Origin of the sequence: Weissella sagaensis, from assembly GCF_010306265.1 — a bacterium.
GTDB lineage: Bacteria > Bacillota > Bacilli > Lactobacillales > Lactobacillaceae > Weissella > Weissella sagaensis.
Map to the genome: position 1 here is coordinate 165,507 of NZ_BLKA01000003.1, position 24,995 is coordinate 190,501.

General features: G+C 37.2%; 20 protein-coding genes and 1 riboswitch. Of the genes, 7 read left to right on the forward strand and 13 right to left on the reverse strand.

Annotated elements, in window-relative coordinates; genetic code table 11:
- Positions 1–140: 140 nt before the first annotated feature.
- Positions 141–1,271 (reverse strand): DUF4767 domain-containing protein, encoded by a 1,131-nt coding sequence (locus G7Y65_RS04795; protein WP_052348408.1) that lies wholly within the window; start codon positions 1,269–1,271, stop codon positions 141–143.
- Between the two features lie 420 nt (positions 1,272–1,691).
- On the opposite strand from G7Y65_RS04795, the gene G7Y65_RS04800 reads away from it, so the two are divergent.
- Together G7Y65_RS04800 and fba are read left to right on the forward strand one after the other, a co-directional pair.
- Positions 1,692–2,258: a 5' nucleotidase, NT5C type gene (locus G7Y65_RS04800; RefSeq protein WP_052348409.1), complete on the forward strand. Its 567-nt coding sequence runs from the start codon at positions 1,692–1,694 to the stop codon at positions 2,256–2,258.
- 3 nt (positions 2,259–2,261) lie between these two features.
- Entirely contained in the window at positions 2,262–3,143 is an 882-nt protein-coding gene (gene fba / locus G7Y65_RS04805) for a class II fructose-1,6-bisphosphate aldolase (protein WP_165314678.1), read from the forward strand.
- 117 nt (positions 3,144–3,260) lie between these two features.
- Here the strand turns inward: fba and G7Y65_RS04810 are convergent, their stop codons facing one another.
- The gene (locus tag G7Y65_RS04810; protein WP_165314679.1) at positions 3,261–4,919 is read right to left on the reverse strand and encodes a glycerophosphodiester phosphodiesterase family protein; all 1,659 of its coding nucleotides are present in this window, start codon (positions 4,917–4,919) and stop codon (positions 3,261–3,263) included.
- 295 nt (positions 4,920–5,214) lie between these two features.
- Positions 5,215–7,035, reverse strand: a complete 1,821-nt coding sequence (gene spxB, locus G7Y65_RS04815) for a pyruvate oxidase (protein ID WP_042493036.1) — start codon at positions 7,033–7,035, stop codon at positions 5,215–5,217.
- A gap of 534 nt (positions 7,036–7,569) precedes the next feature.
- Here spxB and murQ point away from each other — a divergent pair.
- From murQ to G7Y65_RS04830, 3 genes are read left to right on the forward strand one after another with little or no spacing between them, the layout of a single operon-like run.
- On the forward strand, positions 7,570–8,457 hold the full coding sequence (murQ, locus tag G7Y65_RS04820; protein ID WP_165314680.1) for an N-acetylmuramic acid 6-phosphate etherase: 888 nt from the start codon (positions 7,570–7,572) through the stop codon (positions 8,455–8,457).
- 18 nt (positions 8,458–8,475) lie between these two features.
- Positions 8,476–10,452 carry a glucose PTS transporter subunit IIA gene (locus tag G7Y65_RS04825; protein ID WP_165314681.1) on the forward strand — a complete coding sequence of 659 codons (1,977 nt, stop codon included), beginning with the start codon at positions 8,476–8,478 and terminating at the stop codon, positions 10,450–10,452.
- A gap of 27 nt (positions 10,453–10,479) precedes the next feature.
- The gene (locus G7Y65_RS04830; protein WP_137600498.1) at positions 10,480–11,322 is read left to right on the forward strand and encodes a MurR/RpiR family transcriptional regulator; all 843 of its coding nucleotides are present in this window, start codon (positions 10,480–10,482) and stop codon (positions 11,320–11,322) included.
- A 62-nt stretch (positions 11,323–11,384) separates the two neighbouring features.
- Here the strand turns inward: G7Y65_RS04830 and dhaL are convergent, their stop codons facing one another.
- The 7 genes from dhaL to G7Y65_RS04865 all read right to left on the reverse strand — a co-directional run bounded on the left by dhaL (position 11,385) and on the right by G7Y65_RS04865 (position 20,986).
- Entirely contained in the window at positions 11,385–11,984 is a 600-nt protein-coding gene (gene dhaL, locus G7Y65_RS04835; protein WP_042493040.1) for a dihydroxyacetone kinase subunit DhaL, read from the reverse strand.
- A gap of 18 nt (positions 11,985–12,002) precedes the next feature.
- The gene (dhaK, locus tag G7Y65_RS04840) at positions 12,003–12,989 is read right to left on the reverse strand and encodes a dihydroxyacetone kinase subunit DhaK (protein WP_042493041.1); all 987 of its coding nucleotides are present in this window, start codon (positions 12,987–12,989) and stop codon (positions 12,003–12,005) included.
- Between the two features lie 9 nt (positions 12,990–12,998).
- Positions 12,999–13,397, reverse strand: a complete 399-nt coding sequence (dhaM, locus tag G7Y65_RS04845) for a dihydroxyacetone kinase phosphoryl donor subunit DhaM (RefSeq protein ID WP_042493042.1) — start codon at positions 13,395–13,397, stop codon at positions 12,999–13,001.
- 452 nt (positions 13,398–13,849) lie between these two features.
- The gene (gene metK, locus G7Y65_RS04850) at positions 13,850–15,043 is read right to left on the reverse strand and encodes a methionine adenosyltransferase (protein ID WP_042493044.1); all 1,194 of its coding nucleotides are present in this window, start codon (positions 15,041–15,043) and stop codon (positions 13,850–13,852) included.
- 97 nt (positions 15,044–15,140) lie between these two features.
- Positions 15,141–15,228, reverse strand: a riboswitch (SAM riboswitch).
- A gap of 73 nt (positions 15,229–15,301) precedes the next feature.
- Complete coding sequence (locus tag G7Y65_RS04855; RefSeq protein ID WP_042493045.1) at positions 15,302–16,858, reverse strand: hypothetical protein; 1,557 nt, start codon at positions 16,856–16,858, stop codon at positions 15,302–15,304.
- Between the two features lie 166 nt (positions 16,859–17,024).
- On the reverse strand, positions 17,025–18,926 hold the full coding sequence (locus G7Y65_RS04860; RefSeq protein WP_150189534.1) for a sugar MFS transporter: 1,902 nt from the start codon (positions 18,924–18,926) through the stop codon (positions 17,025–17,027).
- 14 nt (positions 18,927–18,940) lie between these two features.
- The gene (locus G7Y65_RS04865; protein WP_042493046.1) at positions 18,941–20,986 is read right to left on the reverse strand and encodes a beta-galactosidase; all 2,046 of its coding nucleotides are present in this window, start codon (positions 20,984–20,986) and stop codon (positions 18,941–18,943) included.
- A gap of 125 nt (positions 20,987–21,111) precedes the next feature.
- On the opposite strand from G7Y65_RS04865, the gene G7Y65_RS04870 reads away from it, so the two are divergent.
- A complete protein-coding gene (locus G7Y65_RS04870) occupies positions 21,112–22,122 on the forward strand; it encodes a LacI family DNA-binding transcriptional regulator (RefSeq protein ID WP_042493047.1) in 1,011 nt (336 codons plus the stop codon).
- 83 nt (positions 22,123–22,205) lie between these two features.
- Here the strand turns inward: G7Y65_RS04870 and G7Y65_RS04875 are convergent, their stop codons facing one another.
- The gene (locus G7Y65_RS04875) at positions 22,206–22,712 is read right to left on the reverse strand and encodes a type 1 glutamine amidotransferase domain-containing protein (protein WP_165314682.1); all 507 of its coding nucleotides are present in this window, start codon (positions 22,710–22,712) and stop codon (positions 22,206–22,208) included.
- A 109-nt stretch (positions 22,713–22,821) separates the two neighbouring features.
- On the opposite strand from G7Y65_RS04875, the gene G7Y65_RS04880 reads away from it, so the two are divergent.
- The gene (locus tag G7Y65_RS04880) at positions 22,822–23,205 is read left to right on the forward strand and encodes a winged helix-turn-helix transcriptional regulator (RefSeq protein ID WP_042493049.1); all 384 of its coding nucleotides are present in this window, start codon (positions 22,822–22,824) and stop codon (positions 23,203–23,205) included.
- Between the two features lie 89 nt (positions 23,206–23,294).
- On the opposite strand, the gene G7Y65_RS04885 is transcribed toward G7Y65_RS04880, so the two are convergent.
- Together G7Y65_RS04885 and G7Y65_RS04890 are read right to left on the reverse strand one after the other, a co-directional pair.
- Positions 23,295–23,972 (reverse strand): SDR family oxidoreductase, encoded by a 678-nt coding sequence (locus G7Y65_RS04885; protein ID WP_137600500.1) that lies wholly within the window; start codon positions 23,970–23,972, stop codon positions 23,295–23,297.
- A 69-nt stretch (positions 23,973–24,041) separates the two neighbouring features.
- Positions 24,042–24,872 (reverse strand): class A sortase, encoded by an 831-nt coding sequence (locus G7Y65_RS04890; protein WP_137600501.1) that lies wholly within the window; start codon positions 24,870–24,872, stop codon positions 24,042–24,044.
- Positions 24,873–24,995 lie beyond the last annotated feature (123 nt).

Genomic DNA, 24,995 nt, shown 5'->3' on the forward strand with positions numbered 1-24,995 from the left:
TTCTTTTTTATTTTTTAATTTACTAAAAGTAAGTATATGCTTTTTAAAGATATTCGTAAAGAATTTATCTCATCTCAAAATAACAAAAAAACCAGTATGACTAGCGCATTGGCGCAGGTCATACTGGTTAATTGCACTATTTAATACTCTGTAACCGTCGCATCATCACTAATGGTGACATCTTCTTGTGGCGTTTCATCTGATTGTGCCTCGCTTGCAGCATTTTGTGTTTCCGCAACAATGCTAGCAAAATTATTCTTTAAGTCCGCATTTTGCGTTTCGGTAAGTGTCAAATCTTTACCACTAGCCGTTTCTGTTGCATACACTTGTCCTTGACCTTCGTGAATAACAAAGAAATAAGAAGTAGGTGAATCAACACCTTGGCGCGATCCTGTTGCAACTGCAACGACTTGATAATCAGCTTTTTTATCAGCTTTTGGTGACCAAGTAAAGGCCACTTTATGATCATCGAGTTTCAAATGATCCTTTAATTGACCATCTTTAAGGGCATCTGGAAATTTATATGCTAAGTGCTTTGGCGTACCACCATTATAGGTACCAACAAAGTCTTGGCCAACAGCGGTTTGCCATATCCCCATGTAATCTGCTAATTCTTTATTCTGTGCATCAGACCATTGGGCTGGCACCTTTTCTTCAGCTTTTTTCTTTTCACTACTTGCTTTTTTCTTTTCTGCATTTTCACTAGCATTTTTCTTTACTGAAGAAGATGCAGCTGCCTTTTTGCTGGTTTCTTTTTTAACATTTTCAGTTCCAATTTGGGCATTCTTTTGATTATGATGCGTTACAACAACGCCACCACCAATCAAAACCACTAACACTATGATGATAGCAATTAACAAATCACTATTCTTCTTAGGTCCTTTTGGAGAAACTTGGTCAGCTTCATTGGCCATACGCGTCACACGTGACGGCTGTTCATCAAGCGTAGTTGTCACAGCTTCTTTTGTTGTCTGACTTGGCATCAAAATAATTGGTTTTTTGCGCTCATCAATAACCGTTTCGACTTCCTTTGGTGCCTCAGCTTGTTCATCGATACTAGATTCTGATGACATTTGCGCGTCATCCACCGCCGATTGAGACGTGTCTTGTTTTACCTCCTCTTTTGCTTCGGGTACAACTTGCGCATCAAACTCTGCATGTTGTTGCACTCTTGCTTGCAAATGTTTTGTCATATCATTATATTCATCTTTTGTAATAACGCCACTATTCAATAATTCTTGATACTGACGCAATCTTTCTTCATCGGTCATTGTCCACTCCTCTAATAACCTATTTTTACTATATCTATTATCACATATAAAGTCACTTACGTGTTAATTTTACCTACAATGTTAGTTTACTATTATACGCTAAAAACTACCGCTACAAAACAAAGCCTATACCAATATTAAAATCACATCACGTATCATCATCACTATAATATAAACCCCTCCATACATTTCACAATCGTTAACGTTATCACAAAAGCCTTAAATCAACTATTAATCACATTGTTTTAAACTAATACAGTCATTTTACATACTATTTAAATAAATATAATAAATTTTAATAACTATACCATTTTTGTTTTCACCTTGATAACTTCCCTTTTTAGAGGTATACTCTTCCTAAATAATGTTATGACATAATGTATAGAAAAGAGGGGCATTATCAAAAAATTATTTATCGATATGGATAATACGCTGGTTGACACATTACCCGTGTTAAATGCAGAGAGTAAAAATATCCAAAAATATCATGTCAATAAACCAGATCAAATTCCTGGTATTTTTCGTAATTTACAGCCAATTCCTGGTGCCATTGATGGCGTCTTCGAACTAGCAAATTACTATGATCTTTACATTTTATCAACTGCTCCATGGGAAAACCCAAGTTCTTGGCAAGATAAAATTAATTGGCTTACCGAATACTTTGGCAATGATGAAAACAGTCCCTTTTACAAAAAGGTTGTATTAACTCACAAAAAAAATCTTGTAAAATTACCCAATAGTATCTTGCTTGACGATCGTCCTTATCACGGTGCAAGCGATTGGGACGATGAAATGCTTGATAGCTTTTGGTTACAATACGGATACGATCCTCGCCTAGTTTGGACTGACGACCTCGTGCCTTTTTTAATTAGCATTGCACAAAATGATGAGCAAACTTTACGCACAGCTATCGTTCAGGCTAATGAGCAAAAGCAGTACCAGTTGCGTCATGCAACAACTGAATTTAAAAAAGAAAGCTGGGAATAATTAATGACTATTGTTTCAGGAAAAAACATAATCAACAAAGCTCGTCAAAACAGTTATGCGATTGGCGCATTTAATACTAATAATCTTGAATGGACCGAAGCCATTTTACGGGTAGCACAAGCACAACAGGCGCCAACAATTATCGCCGCTTCAATGGGTGCCGTTAAATACATGGGTGGTTTTAAAACTGTCGTCGATTTAATCCATGATTTGCATGATGATTTAAACATTACCGTACCAATTGCTATCCATCTTGACCATGGTGACTTTGAAGCCGCCAAAGCAGCTATAGCAGCTGGTTTCACGTCGGTTATGTTTGACGGTTCAAGCTTACCCATTGATGAAAACCTTGCTAAAACACAAGAAATCGTAAATCTCTCACATGCTAAAGGCATCTCTGTTGAAGCCGAGGTCGGTTCAATAGGCGGTGAGGAAGACGGCATCATCGGTGGCGGCGAAATCGCACCTATCCCGGATGCTGTGGCAATGGTTAATACAGGCATCGACTTTTTAGCTGCTGGTATTGGTAACATTCATGGTCCTTATCCTGATAACTGGAAAGGGCTACATCTAGACCACTTAAAAAACATCACCTTAGCGGTTAACGAGGCCATTGGTCACGAAATGCCTATCGTCTTACATGGCGGTTCTGGCATCCCCGACGATCAAATAAAGACCGCTATTTCAATGGGCGTTTCAAAAGTTAACGTTAATTCAGAAGCACAGCTCGCCTTCCATGAAGCGCTACGTGAATTTATTCTAGCTGATCATGATTTAGAAGGAAAAAATTATGATCCACGTAAGTTGCTGGCAACTGGTGTTAAAGGCATTGAATCTGCTCTCACTGAACGCATTGATGTCTTTGGCAATGCTAATAAAGCTTAATATGCCTGATTCAATCACTAAATTCTATCGAATTTAGTGATTTTTTCTATTGTGGCGTGTCATGATTCATGCATACAAAAAAACAACCTAGCTTAGGTTGTTTTTCATCCATTCACTTTAAAAATTATTTTTCGTAAACATCATGCTCTTCCAAAGTACCAATGCATAATTTGGCTGCTTCTTTATCTTGGTTAAGTATGCCCGTGTTTTTTTAGGCTCATCAGTAATAAAGCCATCTACGCCATATGCATACATCGTCATAATATTAACATGGCCGTCTACTGTCCATGCATATAATTTTTTACCTACTTGATGTGCCTGATCGCTTGTTTTTGGCACAACGCTTGAATATTCAAGTGCATAAAATTGATGCGACTTGTCACGATTAATCGTATTATTGAGTGGCGATAGTAGCCCGCTCGTGGCATTAATATAATCAGATAGACGCTTCAATGCATTTTGATTTAACGATTGAATCTGTGCCTTATTTTGTTTTATTGCTTGTCCATATTTGCTACTAAAATCTTTTAGCCCTTGATTGCTAATTGATGAATTAATTTTTAACTCAATTAACAATTTTTGATTTAACTCATTGGCTTTATTAAGATAGTCACCAAAATTGGATACGCTAACTTTATGCCCATTTGAATCATAGCTGATATTTTTTAGTTCCGACCAATTCGTCTCACTAATTTTATATTTTTGCCCATTAAGCGCTGTAATCTTAGCATCATGGCTTAGTACATAAACCCCATCTTTTGTATGTTGAATATCAATTTCAACATAGTCTGGTTTTGTTGCGCTCACTTTTTCCAAATTTTCAATGGCATTTTGCGCATCGTTCTTAGACGTTACACCCATATGGGCCATCACTAATTGTGAATCCATAGGTTGTTGAATAAATCGATTTGCTAAGCTTAACGATAACCCGCCAGTTGCGCCCATCGTTGCAATCGTTAGCAACCACGTTATTTTAGCCGGCTCCCTACCAATACGTGGATTTAAATTAGTCGTAAACAACAATAATACTTCAGCAGTTATAAAATACAACATGCCCATCAAAAAGGCCGTTAATACGTTCACCATCAAAGTACTAAAATCTGAATTGCCTAATTGATCAACTAGATACTGTAATCCCATTAATACGCCAACTGATATTAATAATTGTCCAACTAATCGTAATACCGCCATAATACTTGCGCTTAATTGATGACTATTTCTATGCCAACTTTTAGTTAATGCGTTTTTTAGCTTATCATCCGCAACGACTAGATAATACATCGAATCCTTAAATCTAAGTAAAACTAGCACTATACCTATATAAACAAATGCTGCAATTACTTTTAACCAAAATCCACTAATCATACCAATAAAAGTTTCAGGAATTGGAATGTAATTAATAACGGGCACTTTCAATCCGACTTGATTCAGCGGTAATAAAATTAATAATAAAATAAATGTAAAAACATATATTTTAATTCGATGCATATTATGCAACAACGTTTTAATACTTAATTTGTGATAATGATATAAAATAACCCCAATCAACAAGATAACAAAGACTAAATAAACTAAAGAATAGCCCAACATCGACATACCATATTGTAAACCATTTGCTTTTAAGTCACTCAACAACGCTGATACTCCTGACGTATCAAGCTGATAAGCTGGTGGCAAATAGTCATTAATATACCCAATGCTGACTGATGCAATATAATTATAAACCAATAACAACATCATCATTAACGTTGTTTGTTTTAAATAATGATTATTCATACGATCTCCCAAAAATAAATTACTACTACCATAAACCAGCTATATGTTATGACGTTCAATAACTATTTACCAGTTCTTTAAATAAAACAACATTCATACAGATACTCACTTCTATATAATTAGTATATAGTGAAACGGCACTTTTACAACAAAGTTTTAAATTAATCGTGAACAATAAACTCGCTATTAAAAATAACCAACAAAAAAGCTACCAAATCAGATAGATTTGGTAGCTTTTTATCACAATTCATAATCTTATCGTATTTAATAGATATTATAAATTGTTTAATTTAGATTAGAAGCTGAACTTGTTACCGTTTTCTTCTTTGATGTACTTTGAAGTTAGGCCTTCAGCTTCAAGGAACTCACGGAATGGTACCAATTCTTGTGCTTCATACTTTTCCTTGTATGCGTTAACAACATCTTCGCTATACAAGTTAGTGTCAAGCTTCAAAGTTTCAACTGGAATTGGACGATCCTTAGTAATCTTAGCATCGATAACCACAACACGACCTTGGTTGTAGTATTCAACAGCTTCCTTCATAACACTGTCAATATCTTCGATACGGCTAACAGTTAGACCAACAGCTCCTTGAGCTTCACCGATCTTAGCGTAGTCAACATCACCAAAGTCAACACCAAAGTTATAAGTATTAGTATCTTCATACTTGTTCTTAATGAAACCATACTCAGTGTTTGTGAAGACAACGTTAATAACAGGCATGTCATAACGTACGTTTGTCACAACGTCTGGGTAAGTCATTGAGAAGGCACCATCACCCATCAAGTTCCATACTTGACGTTCTGGGAAGATGTTCTTGGCACCGATACCACCTGGCAAACCAATTCCCATTGTTGCAAACAATGGTGAAGTACGCCATAGGTTCTTTGGTGTCATGTGCAAGTGACGAATTGACATTTGTGTTACGTTACCAACATCAGTTGAGAAGATTGCATCTTCTGCAGCATACTTGTTAATAGCATTGTAAACTTGGTAAGCTTGTAGGTCACCCTCAGTCTTTTGCTCCAACTTGTTCATGTAGTCACGCCAGTTTTGAACGTTCTTAACGTTAGCATTCCACCAAGTTGATTCCTTAACTTCTGAAACCTTACCAAGGATAGCATCAATTGCTTCACCAGCATCACCCAAGATAGCAACGTCAGTTTGGTGACGCTTACCTAGCATTGCAGGGTTGTTATCAATTTGGATGAACTTGTCAACGTTACGGAATGTTCCCTCAACCTCTGAGAATGGGAAGTTAGTTCCCACAAACAATACCGTATCTGCTTCAAGAACAGCTTCGTTAGCTGGCTTCCAACCAACACGGAAAGTTGAACCAGTGAAGGCTTCAAAGTCCCATTCGAAAGTTTCAAAGTTCTTACCAGTTGTGATAATAGGTGCTTTGATCTTACGAGCCAAATCTTGAACAGCTGATCCGTGACCCATAGTACCAACACCAGCATAGATTACTGGACGCTTTGCAGCGTTCAATAATTCAACAGCTTCATCAATATCTTCTTCTTCAACAGGTGCTGACTTGTAGTTTTTAAACTTCAAACCTGATGAGTACAAAGGTGTTGAGTAAATTGAATCTTCATCAAGTTCTGCAAAACCAAAGTCTGCAGGAACCTCAAGTACGGCAACTCCGCGCTTTGCAATAGCAGTACGGATCGCATCATCAACCAAGTGAGGCAATTGCTCTGCAGTCGCAACACGACGGTTGTAAACAGCAATGCTCTCGTACATTGGGTTTTGGTTTAATTCTTGGAATGAATCCATGTTCAACTCACGAACAGGCTTTGATCCCAAGATAGCCAATACAGGAACGTTATCCATTGCTGCATCGTACAAACCGTTAATTAAGTGAGTTGCACCAGGTCCACCAGAACCAACAGCAACACCTAGCTTACCACCGAACTTCCATTGCATAACTGCAGCCATAGCACCAACTTCTTCGTGCTTAACTTGCAAAAACTTAATGTTATTCTCTGGATCACCCATAGCATTCATAAAGCCACTCAACGTTCCAGAAGGAACACCATAAACTGTAGGTACCCCCCAGCCTTCCATGACCTTCAATGCTGCTAATCCAGCAGAAATTTTCTTATCTGACATTCCACATTCTCCTACTCGACGCGTTTGAAAACGCTTACTTTTCTTTTACCACTTAAAATTATATTGGAAATAGTGGCCACGTGTCAAGTTGGCTTTTATATAAAAATATTGTTTTTTTTATGTATTTTTATCAAATTTTTTTATAATTCGCATGCTATTTTTAAAAAAATAGCTAATTATAATATAAAAACAATCATTTGCATTACAAACAAATAGTAAAAATCTACACTAAAAAACAAACTAATATTTATATATAAAGTGTCTTTATTTTTTTGAAATAGCTAAACTTTAGAAAAATTTAAACTTTTAAACATATTTTATTCCAATCTATCGCAAATAAAATTCTTTTTTATTCAAATTCACCCTTTTTATGATTTAAATACCTAATAACATTTATAACCTAAGTTAAATACATTAGCAAAATTGAAATTTAATTTCATTAACGAATCATAATATTGTTTAGTTGTAATTCTATTTCATAACTATTATAATGCAAACTATAATAGATAGCGCTTACAAAAGGAGCTTTATACGATGAATTTAGATCAATTAACAACCGAACAACGCAATGAACGCACCATGAACTTAGATAGCCTTAATATTCATGAGGCTGCTGTATTAATGAATAATGAAGATCAAACTGTTGCAAATGCAGTTGCGCAAGCATTTCCTACTATTGAAGAAGCCATTGCTAAAACAACGGCTTCACTTAAAGCTGGTGGTCGTATTATCTACATGGGAGCTGGTACAAGTGGTCGTTTAGGCGTCTTAGATGCAGCTGAATGTGTCCCTACTTTTGGTGTGAGTCCAGAAACAGTCGTAGGTTTAATTGCTGGTGGTGAAAAAGCCATGATCCATGCCGTTGAAGGTGCTGAAGATAGCCTTACTTTAGGCCCAAGTGATTTGCAAAGCTTACAATTAAACGACAAAGATACTGTTATTGGTATCGCTGCCAGTGGTCGAACACCATATGTCGTTGGTGGCTTAGACTATGCACAAAGCGTTAATGCAGCAACTGTTAGTTTAGCTTTAAATATTAATGCCATTATCAGTCAACATGCTCAAACAGCTATTGAAATTAATGTCGGCCCTGAATTTTTGACCGGTTCAACCCGTTTGAAATCTGGGACTGCCCAAAAAATGGTCCTTAACATGATTTCAACTATTTCAATGATTGGTATTGGTAAAATTTACAAAAACCTCATGGTCGATGTACAACCTACTAATGAAAAATTAGTTGAACGTTCAAAAGGCATTATCATGACAGCAACTGATTGTTCATATGACGTTGCCGCAAAAGCATTTGCGGCTGCTGAACAACATGTTAAGCCTGCAATTGTTATGATTTTAACAGGGGTAAACTATGCAGATGCCAAAGCTAAATTAAAGCAAGCTGATGGCTTTATTAATCAAACATTCTAATCAAAGGGGTATAACATCATGGCAAATGAAAACTATGATCAAATGGGACAAGACATTTTTAAAAACGTGGGTGGTGAAGAAAATGTCGATAAAGTCATCCATTGTATGACGCGTGTTCGTTTAACACTAAAAGACGAAAATAAAGCTGATATTGAGCAACTAAAAGCCATTCCAGGTGTGCTAGGCGTGGTTGAAGACGAGACCTTGCAGGTTGTCGTTGGACCCGGTAAAGTCAACAAAGTTGCACAAAGTATGGTAGATTCGGTTGGTGTTAAACTAGGTGAAAACTTCCCAAGTACAAAAAACAGTCAACCTGATAACGCAAACTTACAAGATCAAACTAGCCAAAATAAAGCTGCAGCAAAACAAAAATATAATAAGCCCAATAGATTCAAATCTATTTTGAAGTCATTAGCTAATATCTTTGTGCCAATGATCCCTGCCCTAGTGGGTGCCGGAATCATTGCCGGTATTGCTTCTATTTTCCAAAATTTGGTAACAGCTGGTACATTAACTGGCGATAATGTCACACAATTTGTAACCGTCTTAAATGTTATTAAAAATGGTTTGTTTGCTTATTTGGCTATTTATACAGGTATCAATGCCGCTTCTGAATTTGGCGCTACCCCTGCTTTAGGTGGTACTGTAGGAGCCGTCACGTTGTTATCCGGTGTCACACCTGATACACCAATTCAAAATTTATTTAATGGTCAAGATATCGCTGCAGGTCAAGGTGGTATCATCGGTGTCATTTTCGCCGTTTGGATTTTATCATTAGTCAAAAAAAGATTACATAAATGGGTACCTGATGCAGTTGATATCATTGTTACCCCAACATTAAGCTTATTAGTGATTGGCTTGGCAACTATTTACCTAATCATGCCAATTGCCGGTGTCGTTTCAGATGGTTTGTTACAATTTATCAATGTGGTCTTAAATGTTGGTGGGCCAGTTGCTGGCTTTATCTTAGGTGCGCTATTCCTACCAATGGTGATGCTTGGTCTACATCAAATTTTAATTCCGATCCACTTAGAAATGATTAACCAAATGGGTAGTACACCACTATTGCCAATCCTTGCCATGTCTGGTGCCGGCCAAGTTGGTGCTGCTTTTGCACTCTGGTTATACTTCCGTCATAATGACAAGCAAGCCGAACTAGTTCAAAACATCAAAGGTGCACTCCCTGTTGGTTTGCTTGGTGTTGGTGAGCCTTTAATTTATGCTGTAACATTGCCGCTAGGCCGGCCATTTATCACCGCATGTATTGGTGGTGGTATTGGTGGTGCCGTCATCGGAATGCTTGGTCATGTTGGTGCCATCGCTGTTGGTCCTTCAGGCTGGGCACTAATTCCATTGATTGCCAACCATAAAGTCGTCTACTATCTAATAGGTTTAGCTGCTGGTTATGTCGGTGGTTTCATTTGTACTTACTTCTTTGGTATTCCAAAGGATATGAAAATCGTGGCAACGGACCAAGTGACTACCAACTCAGCACGTACTGATGGCCCAATTGTTCCTGAAGTTGCTGAAACTAAGTCATTTACAACTGAATTAACAGCTCCTGTTAACGGTCGTTTGATTGCACTTTCTGATGTGCCAGACGACGTCTTTTCCGCAGGTATGATGGGTGATGGTGTTGCCATCGAACCAAGTGATGGCCATGTTGTTTCGCCAATTGACGGTACCATTCAAGCAGTATTCCCAACCAAGCATGCAATCGGCATTATTGGTAATAATAATGAAGAAATTTTAATTCATATGGGGTTAGATACTGTTAGTTTACAAGGTCAAGGATTTGAGACATTGGTCGAAGCAGGTCAATCTGTAAAAGCTGGTGAGCCAATTACAAACATGGATTTAAACATTATTAAACAAGCTGGTTACGCTACTGTAATCCCAATACTAGTAACAAACAGTGCTGATTTTGCTTCTGTTACTGATATTTCTGCGCAAGATGTTCAAATCGGTGATACAATCATAACGATTAAATCATAATATACTAATTATCAAATGGAGTAACACATGAATTCATTATTCGCCCGTTTAGTGGCTGAAAAACATTTTACAGCGAGCGAACGCAAAATTGCTGATTTATTACTTAAAAATCCACAATGGTTTCTCGACGCAACAGCTGCTAAAATTGGTGAAAAAACTCAAACTAGTAGCGCTGCTGTGGTGCGCTTTGCTAAAAAATTAGGTTACTCAGGCTTTCCAGCACTACGCTTGGACATTGCCTTAGCAACGACTGATAATACGCAACCCTCATTGAGTGAAATCACTGCAGATGAATCTGTTGATGCCATCCTAGCAAAAACCAGCGCACGCTTTAAATTAATTCCTGATACTATCGCGCAGCAAAATAATGCAGTTAATTTTCTTACTGCGACACAATTAATTGAACAAGCTCAGCATATCTTCGTTTATGGTATTGCCGCTTCTTCTTTAGTCGCACAGGATTTACAACAAAAATTTACACGTATTGGCATTGAAGTGATTTATCATGCTGATTTTCATCAAATGATTACCAGCGTACAAGCTATTGCAACGGATAATGATATTAGCATTATTATTTCTGAATCTGGCAATACTTATGAGACACTAAAATTCCAAAAAATTAGCCTTGATTTGCACTTAAAAACAATTGTGATGACTAGTAATCCGGATACCCCACTGGCAACTAACAGCCATATGGTATTACAGACTGCGACACCACAATTTGATAAAGTACGTTTCGCATCAACTACTGGTCTATTATCACAATTATATGTTGTCGATATTTTATTTTATACTTATATCAGTCATCATTATGATGACGCACAAGAAAAAATTGCTTTAACAAGAGCCCGAATTGATCAAGATTTGTAACTATTAAAAACGCCACTGGCACCTTAAAGTAATGGGTGTCCGTGGCGTTTTTACTTATATTTTTAATGAACAACTTCTAACAACATTTTAAATAATAATGCACTAGATGTCGCACCTGGATCAATATGGCCCACTGAACGTTCACCTAAGTATGAAGCGCGTCCTTTACGAGCTACCATATCTTTCGTGGATTCTTTAGCTGTCTCCACCATATCATAATCAAGTTCACCAACTTGCATTGCCTTAACGACGGGATCCCAAACATCAATCATGGTCTTATCTTGTAATTCAACCTTACCACGAGTCTTGATACCTTCTAACCCTTCAGCTAAAATATCACCTAGTTGTTCATATGACGTAATAGTTTCAACTGATTTAGTAGCTTTCGTCATCTTCATAAACGCTGACCCATACAAGGGTCCTGACGCACCACCAACTTTAGATAGCATCGCCATTGATAAAGCTTGGAATGTTGCACTAATGTCTTTTGGTGTTGTCTTAGCAACACTTTCTTCGTACGCGATAACACCACGAGCCATATTATTACCGTGATCACCATCACCAATTGGTGTATCTAAATCACTCAAATAATCTTTATTTTCTACAATGGCTGTACTAAATTTTGCTAACCATGCTTGTACTTCTGTAACTGTTAAATTCATGTGTGCTCACTCCCCTAATTACCAAGCAATCGTTGAAACTTCACTCTGCAAAGCTGCTACAAGATTTTCATCACCTAAATCAATCAAAGTTAATGAAATACCGGCCATATCTAATGACGTCATGTAATCGCCAACCTTCGTGAAGGTTACTTCAACACCTTCATCGGCAAGCAAATGCAAAACATCATTCATAAAAATATATTGTTCCATCAACGGTGTAGCCCCCATACCGTTTACCAAAACCCCCACTTTTGTTGGTTTTTTGGCATAATCAGCCAGAATTTTAGTAACTAATTCTTGTGCTAATTCCTTAGATGGACGAATTTTTTCGCGACGATAACCAGCTTCACCGTGGATACCAACACCAAATTCAATTTCTTCTTCACCTAATTTGAAACCAGGCTTACCAACTTCTGGTACTGTGGCTGCACCCAAGGCCACACCAATTGTTTTGATTTTAGCAACGGTTTGATCACCTAATTCTTTTAATTCAGATAATGAAGCGCCATTACGCGCTGCATCACCCAAAATTTTGTGAATAAGAATCGTCCCCGCAACGCCACGCTTGCCAGCCGTAAACTCGCTGTTTTCAACTGAAATATCATCATCGACAACCACAATTGCGACTTCATGATCATTCATTTCCGACATTTCTTGTGCCATTTCAAAGTTTAAAATGTCACCGGTGTAGTTCTTAACGATTAACAAGACCCCTTCACCTTGATCAACTTCATCAATCGCTGTCAAAATTTGATCAGGAGTTGGGGATGTGAACACGTCCCCAACAACAGCAGCACTCAACATCCCATCACCAATAAAACCAGCATGGGCTGGCTCGTGACCACTACCACCACCTGACACCAAAGCAACCCGCTTTTCAGCAATATCATTTTGTGCAAGTACACGTGAGTCGTCAACACGATGAATTTTATCAGCATAACTACCAGCCAATCCGTTCATCATTTCATCAATAATATCCGCCAAGTTGTTAATTATTTTTTTCATGTTATTCCCCTAATACCACTTATCTGCAACCGTCTTTTTAGCTTCAGTAATAATTGTGTTTAAGTCATCCGTCACCCCTACCGTAATGGCTGCCGCAAATGCGCCCTCAATCAACGGCACATCTATTAAATGGTAGCGTTGCTTTTGTTCATCATTAATTAAATCTAACGCCATTTCAACATTCAAAACAGCACTACCAAGATCAGCAAATGCCAAAAAATGTGTATCTGAGTCAGAAGCCTCAATAATATCGGTAATCCGTGTTACATCAGAACCAATTCCGCCATCGCGGGTTCCCCCTAATGAATAAATCTCAGTATCTTCAGAAATATTCATTTCTTCTATCAATTCTTTTAACCCGTCAGTCACCTTTTGACTATGCGAAACAAGCAACAAATTATACTTCATCATATCTCCCCTTGCATCTAGTATTAACATTCATTTAAAAACATATTTTGTATCCCCCTCTGGATACAAAAAAACATATCACTTCCATATGCATATATCACCCAAAAATGAAAGCGGTATCTTTCCTTTTAATAAAGCTTACATGGTTATAATAAAATGTACAATAATTAATTTTTTCTAATAATCAGTTTGTGGCCGCCTTCACAATCGAATTTTTTAATAAAATTCTAGTGACCATTATAGAATTTTATATATCATCAGTTAACTTTGCGCATCTCATATCATTCATGAAATGTTTTTACATTTTAAATAATAATTGCATCTAAATTATGCAAGTAATTGCCAAAAATTTAGATTGCGATTAGCCAAATTTTTTTCTTCACAAATGAATCTTATGACAATATAAAAAAGGCTATTAATCCAGTAATTGGATTGATAGCCTTTAAACATTTTTACTTATTAAAATAAGCCTTTAACTCGTCAACCTTATCCAAACGCTCCCATGGCAAGTCCAACTCTGGACGACCAAAGTGACCGTAAGCAGCAGTTGCTTCATAACGTGGCTTACGCAAATCCAAATCGTCAATAATACCTGCCGGACGCAGTTCAAACAAATCACGGATTGCAGCGACTAAGTCATTATCAGCAACTTTTGCTGTACCAAATGTTTCAACGTTAACTGAAACTGGTGCAGCAACACCGATTGCGTAAGCAACTTGGATTTCAACCTTGTCTGCCAAACCTGCAGCAACGATGTTTTTAGCAATATGACGCGTTGCATAAGCAGCTGAACGGTCAACCTTTGTCGCATCCTTTCCTGAGAAAGCACCACCACCGTGACGAGCATAACCACCATAAGTATCAACGATAATCTTGCGACCAGTCATACCAGCATCACCCTTAGGCCCACCGATTACAAAACGACCAGTTGGGTTAATAAAGTAACGCGTATCATCATCAACCATATCAGCAGGTAAAATTGGATCAATGATATATTCACGAACATCTTGGCGTAATTGTTCTAAGGATACTGAAGCACGGTGTTGTGTTGATAACACAACCGTATCAATACGAATAGGTGCACCATTTTCATCAAGTTCAACTGTCACTTGTGCTTTAGCATCAGGCAACAAGTAGTCCAAAACGCCTGCACGGCGAATATCAGCTTGCTTTTTAACTAATTTATGTGACAACACAACTGATAGTGGTAAATACTCATCAGTCTCATTTGTTGCAAAACCAAACATTAATCCTTGATCACCGGCACCAATTTGATCAAGTGGATCAACACCACCGTCTTCACGTTGTTCGATAGCTGAATCAACACCTTGAGCGATATCAGGTGATTGCTCATCCAAGGTAATCCCAACGTGGATATCATCTGCTAAGAAGCCAGCTTCTGGATCATCATAACCAATACGCTTTAGTGTATTGCGCACAATATCATTAATATTAACGTATGCACGCGTTGACATTTCACCAAAAACATTAACATAACCAGTTGTTACTGATGTTTCTACGGCTGTACGGGCTTCTGGATCTTGCTTTAAGACAGCATCCAAGATGGCATCTGAAATTTGATCTGACACTTTATCTGGGTGTCCTTCTGAAACGGATTCTGACGTAAACAAACGCTTTTCTGACATAATATATCAATATCTCCTTTTTACTTTTACAAAAATCAAAAATAAATAAACCCCGAGTACCACACATAGGCGGCATGTCGGGGTTTGAGTCGATATGCGCCTATCTACTAGAAATTACCACATCACCTTAACGGTAGTTGGTGTCAGATCATGGGGTCCAGTCCCTCCCTGACTCTTGATAGGATGTCGAGTTATTTACTTTTTTTATACTTCAACTATAATACTGATTTTTTTTTAATTACGCAAGTTAATTTTTTACTAAACCCTGGTTTGATGATCACACCTCTCTTTTAAAGCTTCTCGAACAAAAGATACCATTGCACTGACACCTGGATTATTCGCAACTTTCACACAGCGTCCCAAACGCCGTAACCGATGTGCTGCAGTCACAATTTCATGATGTGCCCCACGCAAAACAATTAATTGGAAATCATATTGTGGCTTATGCATTTCATGCACAATTTTATCATTATTAACATCTGATGGATCAAGCCATACAACTTTAATACCCAGTCGCTTTAACTTTTGTGTGGCATTTTTTACAGTTTCACCCCACCATGAAATAATTAAAACTTGGTAATTTGCTTCGATCATAGGTTCTACTGATTCATGCACTTGTTTGACTACATCACGCTCATTCGTAACGGGTATATTTAATTGCCGAATTAATCTAATAAACTTAGTATCCAATCGTTGTCGTGCTGAATAATAATATGCCGTTGTTAATTCTTCAACCAACAAACCGTTCATACCTTCTGATGTTAATAAATACTCATTTGCTTGTCGATCAATAAATAACCATTCATCCCCATCATGTACCAAACGTCCTTGTATTTGATGCCATAGCACAACGTCTTCAGACACCAACTGATTATACTTATCAACTAAGCGCAGTAATGGGTGATATTCACTCACACACGTTTGATTTAATTCACTGGTTAGTTGTCGAATTCTCTCAGAACGACTAATTTGTTGGGCTTGCGTTGTTTTCATTTGTTGCATCTGCTGCTGATGCTGTTGTGATAGCGATAATTTCAGCTGTAAATCAGCTATTTTTTTATATAACGCACGATTATCTGTTTTAGGACAGATATGTTTAGTATCTGGTTTAAGCTGCGTACGTTGTTCTTGCTTTATTTTTGTCTGTTTTTTACGTACTTGTTCACGAATCGCTCCCATCTCTTGTTGTTGCTTTTTAATTTTAAATTGATACGTTGCATTCGTTTCACATACTGTTTCTAATTTTTGCGTCAATTCTTGATTAAGTAGCATCTGATCACACAATGCTTTTTCCTTTTGCGATAATGCTACTTTTAATTGCTGATATTGTTGTGTTAATTGTAATTTACTTTCAGTTAGTTGACGTAACCGTTGTTTGAGCGTTTGATTGGCTCGCTTTGTTTTATCACTAATATCATTTGGCAAGCTTTTTTCCAATACTTTCGGCTGCTGTTGCTGATAAAAAGTTGCTTCTGTTATGTCACCTAATAATAACTCGTTCAATTTCTCAACAAGCTCATCCACCCGATATCGTTCACCGCTAGGCAAAATAGCCATCAACTTCATGAAACGACGATCATGACAATAAGTGATTGCGGTCACATCCAATGGACACTGTACTAATTTTGTGTCTATTTGTTTTTGGATAGTCCCTAGCATGACCCGACTTGTTTGACTAAATTTAGCTAACTGGGGTTTAGATAATAAACTATCATTACGATACGTTGTCTGAATTAATTTTCCAAAAGGCTTTAAATCATCAACTAATTTTTTGCCAGTCGTTCCAGATTTAATAGGCCGCTTACTAGTTCTCATTAAAATATCCTCTATGTCATTTGTTATATTCATATGCTACTTTGTTTTTTTAAACATAACAATATTTTTCATGACGTATAATTATCTCAATATGTAAAAATTCGTTCTTCATAACTGCACAAAAAAACGACTTAAAAATCAACATTTCCAAGTCGCTTTATCTTAATTATTTAAAAGAAATTGGTTGTAGATCATCACCATGCTGTACATGTTTTTCATCAACCGCAAAATTTTGAATACGTTTAGGATCAACAAAGAACATCACAATTGTATCCTCATAGCCATTTGCTTCAAACAATTGACGATCAAACGTCATCAACAAATCACCCTGATGGATTTCTTGACCATCAATGAAATGCAAATCAAAACCAGCACCTCTTAGGTTAACAGTCCCCATACCAACGTGAATAATTGCAGCTAGCCCATTTTCAGATTCAATACCAAAAGCATGCTGTGTTGAAAATGTAAAACGAATTTTACCATCAAATGGCGCATAAACTTTATTATCACTTGGTTGAATAACGTAACCCGTACCCTCAAACAAGTCTAATGATGGTTGTGCTTGATTTAATTCAGCCAACGATGTGATAACACCACTAGTTGGTGCACTAATCAACTGTTGTTGTGTCACGACATTTGTTGGTGTGGTAATGCCCTCTTCAGTTGCTAATTTTGATTCTAGTTCAACAACAACCTGTGCGTGCGCTTTTTCAGACAACTTTACTTTCCACAAGAAAATAAGTAATGATCCTGCAGCCAAAATTAATGGTGTGTAGAATGAAAACAATTCAAAAGTATGAATATTACTTGCTGTCATATCTTTGGCAGTTGCTGATCCCGTCATACCGGCTGTCACAGCGATAAATCCAACAATTCCATTTGAGAAGGCCCCTGAAATTTTATCTAATAGTGGTCGAATTGATAATGTAACTGCTTCATTACGTTTACCACTTTGTAGTTGACCATATTCAATAGCGTCTGTCAGTGTTAAGACCGTCACTAATTGTGCATAGTTAAAGTTGAATAGTACTAATCCTACCGTTACCAATGTTGGGTTGTCATGAGCTGTTAAGAAAATAACATAAGCCAAAATCATACAAATCTGACCGATACTAAATAAAACCTTACGTGTTACAAACTTGTTTAACATACCAAATAATGGTGCTGTAAAGAAGCTAACGATAGTCGCAACCACACCGGCAATCCAGAATTGGTTTGGTTTGTCTAAAACATACTTGAAGTAATAGAACAAAACACCATTTGTTGCCACATATGCAACTGAATACAATAGGTATGACAATGAGGTCCATAACATTTGATCGTTATGCGCGATGCCAAGGAAAACATCTTTAATAGACGTTTTTTCTTTATTGGCCGACTCACGAATAACGTTGTTCTTTTCCTTAGTCCCCCATGCAGTAGCTGCTGCAGATAGAATAGCAATTATTGAAATAATAACGGCAAATGCTAGCCATCCTGCACTACCTTGTTCATGCTTACCAGTTGCCAAGTAAGTAAAGTAGGTTGTAATCGGTACCACAATGATTGTTAATCCGTTCCAACCAATCGTTCCTGTGAAACTACCCCACACTGTAAATACACTACGTTCAGAACTACTTTCAGAAATCGCTGGTACCATTCCCCAGTAAGCAACGTCACTAAACGAATAGAAAATATCTAATGCCACAAAGACAATGACAAATAAAATTGCAAACAATAATGGACTAATTTTTGATAACCCAAATAATCCTGTAAAACTAACAATTAACAGAATTGCACTAACAATCGTACCAATCATTAACCAAGGTTTGAACTTCCCATATTTAGATTCCGTATTATCAACGATATTTCCTAAAATCGGATCTAATACAACCTCAGCTAAACGAATAATCACAACTAATGATGTAATTAATCCGATCAGTTTATTCGCAACAGATGGTGCTAAGTCAGCAAACATACTTGATGTCACATACACAATAAAGTAAGTACTTAATGCCCCATAAAATGCTGAATGCCCTAAATTCCCCAGAGCGAAACTAATTCGCTCCTTATAACTCGTCCTATTCATCTCTTATTTCTCCGTTAATTTTTCTTAACTAAAACTAAACCATCATATGCTGCCATTTGATGATTACCGACTGCTATTTCTTCACCTGTCAAAATATCAATAACCGGTGTTGTGATGGTTATCGTTGTTGCTTTATCTGCAAAATTTTGGACAAAGAAATATGCTTGATTGTTATCTTCACGTATATTGACATGAATCGCCTTTGTCATCTTTTCAATCGGTGATGCTGGTTCTAATTGCAAATCAGTCACAATCTTTTTATAGAAAGTTGCTAAATATGCTTGGTCAAAACGGGCACCCACATAGTACGCTGCTCCCTTACCAAATTTATTGACAGTTACTGCTGGTGAATCAGCATACCAATCACTGGTATAATGTGCTAATGCCTGCGCCGTATCCAGTTCCATAATCGTTGCATAATCATGCGCTTGTACTTGTTGCGTCGTATCGGCAACAGCTACTGATTGCGTAGGATATAATGTGTCTGTTTCAATCGGTTCCATACCATAAACTTCATGCAATGGCTTTAACCAGCCGCCAAGATAAGCCAAATAACGTTCATCTACTTGCCCTGAAATATATGATCCCACTAACGTACCACCTTGTGCGACATACGCATTAAGCTTATCCGCAAAGTCTGTTGTCATCAAAAAATGCATGGGATCAATGACTAATTGATAAGTAGACAAATCATCTTGTGTACTAATAAATTCAACTGGTATGTCATGTTCCCAGAAATATTGGTACTGCTCTTGAATAGTACGCCAATACTTAATTGTTTCACCTGCATAATTACGTACATCACTCAAAGCCCACATATTGTCATAATCATAAACAATCGCTACCTTTGCTTGTTGCGCTGTTGTATCTAATACTGGTTGCAACGCCATTAAGTTTTCACCAACCTGCGTCACTTCTTTGAATATCCGGGTATCATCTCTTAAATCATGGCCAATAACAGCTCCATGGTACATTTCCGATGAGCCTCGTGACTGATGCAACTGGAAATAATTAATAGCATTTGAACCGTGGCTAACTTCTTGTAACACACCCATACGATGCATGCCTGGTGCCTTTGGTCGATTAACTGGATGCCAATTTACCTGTGATGGCGTACTTTCCATAATCATATAATTATCATGCTTATAACTACGCATAACATCATTCATCACAGCTGTATTCATTGCTAATTGAGCAGTTGTCTTAGCATCACTACGCCAACTTGGATATGAATCCCAACTAATAACATCCACATGCTGCGCAAACTTTTGATAATCTAAATCAAAGAACACATGCTCATCATCTGGATTACCACCCATGAAATTCGTCGTGATTTTAATATTCGGTGTCACTTCTCGTAGCACCTGTGCTTCTGCCTCAAAGAAATCAATTGTTTGTTCAGAAACAAAACGATGCCAGTCTAAATTAAGACCTAATAAATTTTCATCACCACGTGGTGACGGCGCAACAACTTGATCCCAGCTGGTATACGTATGGCTCCAAAATGTTGCCCAATATGCCTTATTCAAATTTTCTAAAGTTTGATATTTAGCTTGTACCCATTTACGAAATGCCGCCTGACATAAATCACAATAGCATTGTCCACCAAATTCATTTGAAACATGCCATAAAATCAAACTTTTGCGCTTCCCATATCGTTCGGCTAATTTCCGATCAATATTTTGCACCTTTTGTCGATAGGCCGGACTAGTGTAGCAATGGTTGTGTCGTTCACCAAACAAAGCCCGTTGTCCATTCTCGTCAACTCGTAATACCTCTGGATATTTTTCAGCAACCCACCGTGGTCGTGCTCCACTTGGTGTCGCTAGAATAACATTCATATCTTGTTGCTCAGCTCGATCAAACACTTCATCAAGCCAACCAAAATTATATTCACCTTCGCTTAGTTCTAATTTTGCCCAAGAAAAGATGCCAATTGTAATGGTATTAATGTGTGCTTTTTTAAAATATGTAAAATCCTTGGCAATAATTTCTGGATGGTCCAGCCATTGCTCAGGATTATAATCACCACCGTGTATAAATTCCTTTATTTGTGTCATAATTAACCTCAACGTTATCCTTATCTTTGCTAATTAACCGTTACTTTTAATTGTAAGCGGTTTCAGCAAATGATATAGTGTTATTTAGTAAATTTATTTACTTATTATATGAAAAGGATTATTTAATGACTTCGATTAAAGAAATCGCATTGATATCTGGCTTTTCACAGAGTACTGTGTCTCGATTATTTAATCATGACGCTACCCTTTCCGTATCAGATGCAACTCGCAACAAAATATTGGCTACTGCAAAAAAACTACATTACCCATTACCACAAACAACAACAAAGAAAACTTACCAAGTTGCTGTTTTATTTGCACTAAATCCGCAACGTGAAATTGAAGATGTTTATTACTACGATTTACGTCGTAGCATTGTGCAACATGCTAAGGATGAATATATAGATGTCACCTTTATAAACCACCTTGAAAATCAAGATTTAACCAAGTTCGATGGTGCTATTGCGGTCGGTTATTTTGATGATGCACAACTTATCGAAATAAATACAGCTTTCTCACATATTCTATTTATCGATAGTAATCCTGAACCTGAACACTTTAGTTCTGTACAACCTAATTTAGAATACGCCACAACTAAAGCTGTTAATTTATTCATTCAACGGCAATTAACAAATATTGGCATTGTCACTGGCCAATATTGGGATGTCAATACACCTAGCCACTTAATTGTTCGTCTAGATAGTCGCTTAAATTACTTTAAAAACATCATGACAGATGCAGCGTTATACAATGATGAATTATTATTCAAAGCACGTGACTTTACAGTTTCTAGTGGTCATGAAATAGGCACGGAAATTGCCAACAAATTAAAAACTGGGTTAGCGTTGGATGCTTTGTTTATTTCATCTGACTCACTTGCCATTGGTGTTTTAGATGCCTTAAACGAAATTAGCCCTGAGTTAGCGAAACGTTTAGCCATCATTAGTATTAATGACAGTCCCAGCGCTGCCTACACGCAACCATCATTGACAACATTTCACATTGATATTGATTACCTGGTCACACTTAGTTTTAATAAACTATACGATATGATAACCTTCCATAATCAATCGCAAGAAATAACGTTAGTCACACCGACCCTAGTTTATCGCGATACTTTCACTAAAAATGACTGACATACAAAAAACACGTGTTTCGGCTAACGCCAAACACGTGTTTTTCATTTCGTAAACATTCATATATTGAACGTTTAATTTACTTATGCCAAAGCCTTAACAACTGCTTCGTTAAATGCTGGAATATCTTTTGGTTCACGACTTGTAATCAAGTTACCATCAATAACAACAGATTCATCTTCAATACGTGCACCAGCATAGTACAAATCAGGTTGTACAGTTAAGTATGACGTCATTGTACGACCATGTACCAAACCAGTTTGGATCATTAATTGTGGGCCGTGGCAAATACTTGCTGTTAGCCTATTCTTTGCCAAGAATACCTTAGTAAAATCAACGAAACGTTGGTCTGCACGCAATTGGTCAGGTGAAAAGCCACCAGGAATGAATAGTGCGTCAAAATCTTCCGGCTTCACGTCAGCGATTGACTTATCGATCGTAATCTTAGTGCCGTGCTTACCTTCAACAGTACCTTCTTCAAATCCGATTGTTGTGACATTGTGTCCTGCAGCCTTGATCGCTTCAACAGGTTCTGTGTACTCAACATCTTCAACTAAGTCAGTTACGACAACTGCAACTTCTTTTGCCATGATTAACATCCTCCTTTGATTATGGTATATAATTTATACCTAAAAGTACCATAACACAATAACGCACTTTTTTGTGCGTATGAGTTTGCGTATCAAATAGGAGATAATTATGACTGACATTGTAAGAAAATATGCGATTGAAAAAGTACAGAAAAAAGATTTTAGTTGCGCCAAAGAATACACACTATCCATGTTTTCAGGTAAGTATAAAATTGTCATTATTTACCATTTATCACATGATGGGACTATGCGCTTTGGCGAAATTCAAAAATTACTGGACCATGCTACCCACAAAGTATTGTCACAACAACTCAATGAATTAGTTGAAGACGGTCTTGTTTCCCGTCAGGAGGATTTGGTAAACAATCGCAAAGCTGTCTTTTATTCATTAACATCTACTGGACAATCACTCATGCCCATCATTGAAATGATGTTTTCATGGGGAAAAGAACGTTTAGCCACACTTGACGTTGATTACACACCCAAAATATAAAATACAAACCACCTGTATTCAAAAGACCTGTCCTCACTTTCATAGCGAGAACAGGTCTTAACTAATTTTTTAGATAAAACAATAACCGTCTAATCATTAATCGCTTCTTTAATCGGTGTATCCCCACCATCCAAATCAAATGAACGACGCACAGTATTTTGATTACGCAATACAGCCATAATCGTTTCTGCAACATCAGCACGTGGAATTTTCATTTTGGGTGAAGCAACAGTTGCTAGATCATCTACCACTGTTACATTGCCCGTTCCTGCATCATCTAATAATAACGTAGGGCGTAAAATCGTGTAATCTAGGTTACTGTGCTCTAAATATAAATCAGCATAGTGCTTTGCTGCATAATAAAAGTTACCAGTTGCGCCTAAATCATGACGCCCATATGACCAAAATTCACGTTTATTCGCATTAATTGCACTAACAATAACAAAACGCTTAACGCCAAGCTTTTCAGCAGCTTTAATACTCTTAACAGCACCATCTAAATCAATCATCATTGTTTTTTCTGGTCCTGTTTTGCCACCTGATCCAGCAGTAAACACAACAGCATCTACACCTTGCATCACATTTTCTAAATCAGTTTGTTCTTTTTCTAAATCAAGTGTAACGGTTTGTAGACCAACTGCTTCATAAGCATGTTGTTGATCTGCTGTACGTAACCCAGCAATCTCTTCAAAATCATGACTATCATGTAATTTTTTAGTCAAAATTTGACCAATTTTACCATGTGCCCCAATAACTAATACTTTCATGACTTCCCGCCTTTCTATTAGTAAGTACAGATACATCATAACGCAACACTAATCAGATCGTAAAGTAACTTACTTTACCTTTGTACCACCAGCATCCCCATTACTGCCTTCTTCAATTCCTGGATTAAACCAGTCTGCATGTGCATTCGTTGGTTGCTTCGTTAAATCAAAGTAGTGAACAACGCGACTAGGCGCTTTTCCCCAAGTATATGTTTTTGTCAAATACCCGGTTGTGATAATTCGAAATTGCGTGCTAGGAAATAGACAGGTAATGATTGTCACTTGGGCACGGTTAGTCGTATTTAAAACACTGACGTTATCAGCAGTAACAACCTTTTGTCTGGCAATACGGTATTCATAAATACCACTGGCATTTGCTAAATAAATTGGCTTATTATTTAACCATTTATTTTCATGCCGTTTGCCAGCCACTAAATAAGGCGCATCATCTTGATAATGCTGTTGCAAGCCACTAAAACCAGTTAAGCCATCATCAAAATTGTGACTGGCTAACCCATAATTACCCTGCCCCATTACTGGCGCTTGTGTCCCTTGTGGATCATTTTGCGTTCGATTTGCATAATTAGCGCCTGCATTCAGTCCTTTTTTTGAATAAGCATCATCAAATATTGGTTCTAAAATACCAACTTGTGGTACACTCACAAAACCTTGTTTTTGTAACCCTGGTTGTGTATCACGCATTAAACGACGCATAATTGCCTGTCTGTCACTATTTTTTTTAATTGGTGTGGTATCTACTGTTGTCTTGTGTGATTGTATTTCTTTTACAACTTGCCCATGTATCCCAAACCAGTTGTATTGATAAGCTGCATATCCTATACCAAGTATTAGTACTATTCCTAATATTATCTCGATTAAAATCGTTGTTATTTTTTTCATTTTTTCATTAATTGTTATTATTTAATAACATCCTTTTATGTTCTAGATTCACTTCCAAACAATAAACAAAGCTTAAAAGTATCAGTTTTTATTTTTATTTTAAAAAATGCAATAGTTATGGTT

Excerpts from the sequence above, each read along its gene's own strand:
- G7Y65_RS04880 (WP_042493049.1), top strand. The coding sequence starts at position 22,822 with ATGACTGACATTGTAAGAAAATATGCGATTGAAAAAGTACAGAAAAAA.
- G7Y65_RS04860 (WP_150189534.1), bottom strand. The coding sequence starts at position 18,926 with ATGAATAGGACGAGTTATAAGGAGCGAATTAGTTTCGCTCTGGGGAAT.
- G7Y65_RS04865 (WP_042493046.1), bottom strand. The coding sequence starts at position 20,986 with ATGACACAAATAAAGGAATTTATACACGGTGGTGATTATAATCCTGAG.
- G7Y65_RS04800 (WP_052348409.1), top strand. The coding sequence starts at position 1,692 with ATGGATAATACGCTGGTTGACACATTACCCGTGTTAAATGCAGAGAGT.
- fba (WP_165314678.1), top strand. The coding sequence starts at position 2,262 with ATGACTATTGTTTCAGGAAAAAACATAATCAACAAAGCTCGTCAAAAC.
- dhaK (WP_042493041.1), bottom strand. The coding sequence starts at position 12,989 with ATGAAAAAAATAATTAACAACTTGGCGGATATTATTGATGAAATGATG.
- metK (WP_042493044.1), bottom strand. The coding sequence starts at position 15,043 with ATGTCAGAAAAGCGTTTGTTTACGTCAGAATCCGTTTCAGAAGGACAC.
- G7Y65_RS04870 (WP_042493047.1), top strand. The coding sequence starts at position 21,112 with ATGACTTCGATTAAAGAAATCGCATTGATATCTGGCTTTTCACAGAGT.
- dhaM (WP_042493042.1), bottom strand. The coding sequence starts at position 13,397 with ATGAAGTATAATTTGTTGCTTGTTTCGCATAGTCAAAAGGTGACTGAC.
- G7Y65_RS04810 (WP_165314679.1), bottom strand. The coding sequence starts at position 4,919 with ATGAATAATCATTATTTAAAACAAACAACGTTAATGATGATGTTGTTA.
- dhaL (WP_042493040.1), bottom strand. The coding sequence starts at position 11,984 with ATGAATTTAACAGTTACAGAAGTACAAGCATGGTTAGCAAAATTTAGT.
- G7Y65_RS04855 (WP_042493045.1), bottom strand. The coding sequence starts at position 16,858 with ATGAGAACTAGTAAGCGGCCTATTAAATCTGGAACGACTGGCAAAAAA.
- murQ (WP_165314680.1), top strand. The coding sequence starts at position 7,570 with ATGAATTTAGATCAATTAACAACCGAACAACGCAATGAACGCACCATG.
- spxB (WP_042493036.1), bottom strand. The coding sequence starts at position 7,035 with ATGTCAGATAAGAAAATTTCTGCTGGATTAGCAGCATTGAAGGTCATG.
- G7Y65_RS04825 (WP_165314681.1), top strand. The coding sequence starts at position 8,476 with ATGGCAAATGAAAACTATGATCAAATGGGACAAGACATTTTTAAAAAC.
- G7Y65_RS04795 (WP_052348408.1), bottom strand. The coding sequence starts at position 1,271 with ATGACCGATGAAGAAAGATTGCGTCAGTATCAAGAATTATTGAATAGT.
- G7Y65_RS04875 (WP_165314682.1), bottom strand. The coding sequence starts at position 22,712 with ATGGCAAAAGAAGTTGCAGTTGTCGTAACTGACTTAGTTGAAGATGTT.
- G7Y65_RS04885 (WP_137600500.1), bottom strand. The coding sequence starts at position 23,972 with ATGAAAGTATTAGTTATTGGGGCACATGGTAAAATTGGTCAAATTTTG.
- G7Y65_RS04890 (WP_137600501.1), bottom strand. The coding sequence starts at position 24,872 with ATGAAAAAAATAACAACGATTTTAATCGAGATAATATTAGGAATAGTA.
- G7Y65_RS04830 (WP_137600498.1), top strand. The coding sequence starts at position 10,480 with ATGAATTCATTATTCGCCCGTTTAGTGGCTGAAAAACATTTTACAGCG.